Here is a 2,696-nt window from a genome sequence, read left to right as displayed (position 1 = left end):
TTGCTACTGGCTAAATTACTGTACTGGCTGTGTGAAAGTGGCGGCTTGATCCGGCAGATAAAGGCGAAATAACAATGATGATGACTGATATTCCTAAATATACATTACGTGGGATAGAGATCTGGGGCTTTAGCAATATGTCTCAGTGTGTCGACTACTTGCTTGAGCCTAATGCCGTGAAAACCGGTACGCTCATTGCAATTAATGCCGAAAAAGTGATGACAGCCGAAGAGTCACCCGAACTCAATACCTTGCTGGCAAATGCCGAGTACAAATATGCCGATGGTGTCAGCATTGTAAACTCTATACAGCGTAAATATCCCAACACTCACCGCCTAGCGCGGATACCGGGTTGTGAATTGTGGGAAGCGTTAATGGAGCAGGCCGGTAAACAAGGGTTGCCGGTTTTTCTGGTCGGGGGTACGCAAGCAGTATTGAGTGAAACCGAAGAGAAACTGCGCTTGCAGTGGAATGTAAACATTGTCGGCAGTCAAAATGGCTACTTTACTGCCGAGCAGCGGCCAGAACTGTTTGAACAAATCCGTGCTAGTGGTGCAAAACTGGTTACAGTTGCCATGGGGTCGCCTAAACAAGAGCTCTTTATGCGTGATTGCCGAGTGCACTACCCTGATGCTTTATATATGGGCATTGGCGGTACGTATGATGTATTTACTGGCCACGTTCAGCGTGCCCCTGCTATATGGCGAAAATTGGGTATAGAGTGGCTTTATCGCTTACTGTCACAACCTACACGTTGGCGACGACAAGTGAAGTTGCTCAAGTATGTTGCGTATCACTTCAGCGGAAAACTGTAGTTTTTACCCGATTTAGGCTAAAACATGACCATTTAGCCTTTTTTGTGAAAAAAAACACGAAAAGGGCTAGACAGGGATAGGTGAAATCCGTAATATGCGACCCCGCAACGGCGCGTTGGGCGCCCGTAGCTCAGCTGGATAGAGCGCTGCCCTCCGGAGGCAGAGGTCTCAGGTTCGAATCCTGTCGGGCGCGCCATTTAAGTGCCAGACGTTGTGGAAACACAAGCTGATAAAAATGTAGTAACAATGATTCTATGGTGGCTGTAGCTCAGTTGGTAGAGTCCTGGATTGTGATTCCAGTTGTCGTGGGTTCGAGCCCCATCAGCCACCCCAGATTAAACAGCATGGCATACAATATGCGGTGTTGATAAAGAGCAAAAAGAAGTACAGTGATATGCGAAGGTGGCGGAATCGGTAGACGCGCTAGCTTCAGGTGTTAGTGTCTTAACGGACGTGAGGGTTCAAGTCCCTCTCTTCGCACCACAACTTCTTAGCGTAATAAAAAGATATTTCGGTGAGTAGCGCAGCCCGGTAGCGCAACTGGTTTGGGACCAGTGGGTCGGAGGTTCGAATCCTCTCTCACCGACCATCTTAGAAGAGCCCGCTCAATGAGCGGGCTTTTTGCTATCTGGTGGTAGCCATACCTCAGTGATGTTTCTTTGCTCTCTTCCTTGGATCTTTCTTTAATTCTCCTTTCTATCTATATACACCTTCATATATCTTCTTTGATTTATCTGTGTGCCTAGAGATGTTAAAGATAAAAATAATCCTCTATTAGGGATATAAAGAAAGAGCCGCCATACAAAACTCTATTGATGGCGGTATTAAATCAAGCATCTTAATCTCAAGAGAGTAAATGTAGCGCATCAGCCATGTGAGTGGCGTTATCAAAAAGCTGGATCCCCGCCTGCTGCATTTCATCACACGCCGCTTTTGTTGACGCCTCAGCAATACCACGGCATGCCGCTAAATTGACCCATACCTGAAACAGCCCTGTTTTATGCAATTGCAGCGCAGTGGTTTTCACACAGTAATCGGTCGCCAGCCCACCGAGTAAAATGATCGAGACCTCATTAACGCGTAGCCATTCAATTAATCCGGTACTCATTTTTTCACGCAGATCATGGTAACAAGCCCCATAAGGGTGCAAATCGGCCTCAATCCCTTTCCAGACCACAAAATCGTACTCCGTAATGGCCGGTAAACCAGGAATGGTTTCAAAACCGCGCGTTCCAGGTACGGCATGCGCTACCCAAGTTAAATCTGCATTTGGGTAGCTCAATGGCTGCAACATCTGATCTGGCTGCGGAACAACCCACACTGCATTGGCCGGGTGTGCGTCTTTAGTCAGAACACGAAGCGTTGCCAGCATAGCCTGCCGATTTAGCTCATCAGCAATCTCATCACCCCCTTGTACTGGTAACTCTGCGGGGCATAACGGTGAAAAGGTACATTGTGGATCAACCTCAAGCGTAGCAATTTTCATCATCTCTCCTGTTATATAAGCCATAAAAAGGTAAAAACAGCACAAATAACTCGCAAAAACGGGCGTCTTGATTGGATTTTCATCAAACAGACAGAAAAATGCAAATTATCCTCGATTAACCCTTGCACCAAACTCAAAACGCCCTATAATGCGACCCCACTGACACGGCAACTGTGATGCAAATCACTGAAAGCTAAGCAGTAAAGAATAAAACGCTTTTAAGGAATGTGAAAAACAAACCTTGACAGCCAGAGGGTAATGCGGAATAATGCGCGCCCTGTCAACGTGAAAGCGCTGACACTGCTCTTTAAAAAATTAATCAGACAATCTGTGTGGGCACTCGTTGAAGACGCTGACTATCCAAAAGATACTTAGTTAAACGAGTGACTGACAAT

The 2,696-nt window shown here is 46.4% G+C and carries 2 protein-coding genes and 4 tRNA genes; 5 read left to right on the top strand and 1 reads right to left on the bottom strand.

The genetic code is table 11. The annotated features are described in order from the left end of the window. Positions 1-74 precede the first annotated feature (74 nt). The 5 genes from wecG to ACRC27_RS03675 all read left to right on the top strand — a co-directional run bounded on the left by wecG (position 75) and on the right by ACRC27_RS03675 (position 1,404). Positions 75-815, top strand: a complete 741-nt coding sequence (gene wecG / locus ACRC27_RS03695) for a lipopolysaccharide N-acetylmannosaminouronosyltransferase (protein ID WP_438639215.1) — start codon at positions 75-77, stop codon at positions 813-815. Positions 816-934: 119 nt separating this feature from the next. Next, positions 935-1,011: transfer RNA gene (locus ACRC27_RS03690), tRNA-Arg, on the top strand. 61 nt (positions 1,012-1,072) lie between these two features. Further along, a tRNA-His gene (locus tag ACRC27_RS03685) sits at positions 1,073-1,148 on the top strand. Positions 1,149-1,211: 63 nt separating this feature from the next. Next, a tRNA-Leu gene (locus tag ACRC27_RS03680) sits at positions 1,212-1,298 on the top strand. Positions 1,299-1,327: 29 nt separating this feature from the next. Next, positions 1,328-1,404 (top strand) — tRNA-Pro (locus ACRC27_RS03675). Positions 1,405-1,659: 255 nt separating this feature from the next. Here the strand turns inward: ACRC27_RS03675 and ACRC27_RS03670 are convergent. Then, complete coding sequence (locus ACRC27_RS03670) at positions 1,660-2,304, bottom strand: isochorismatase family protein (protein WP_438639214.1); 645 nt, start codon at positions 2,302-2,304, stop codon at positions 1,660-1,662. Positions 2,305-2,696: the final 392 nt, after the last annotated feature.

It is taken from the genome of Plesiomonas sp., from assembly GCF_051650925.1.
Classification (GTDB): Bacteria; Pseudomonadota; Gammaproteobacteria; order Enterobacterales; family CAMTGL01; genus Plesiomonas.
This window is presented reverse-complemented; position numbering and strand designations above follow the sequence as displayed.

Excerpts from the sequence above, each read along its gene's own strand:
- wecG (WP_438639215.1), top strand. The coding sequence starts at position 75 with ATGATGATGACTGATATTCCTAAATATACATTACGTGGGATAGAGATC.
- ACRC27_RS03670 (WP_438639214.1), bottom strand. The coding sequence starts at position 2,304 with ATGATGAAAATTGCTACGCTTGAGGTTGATCCACAATGTACCTTTTCA.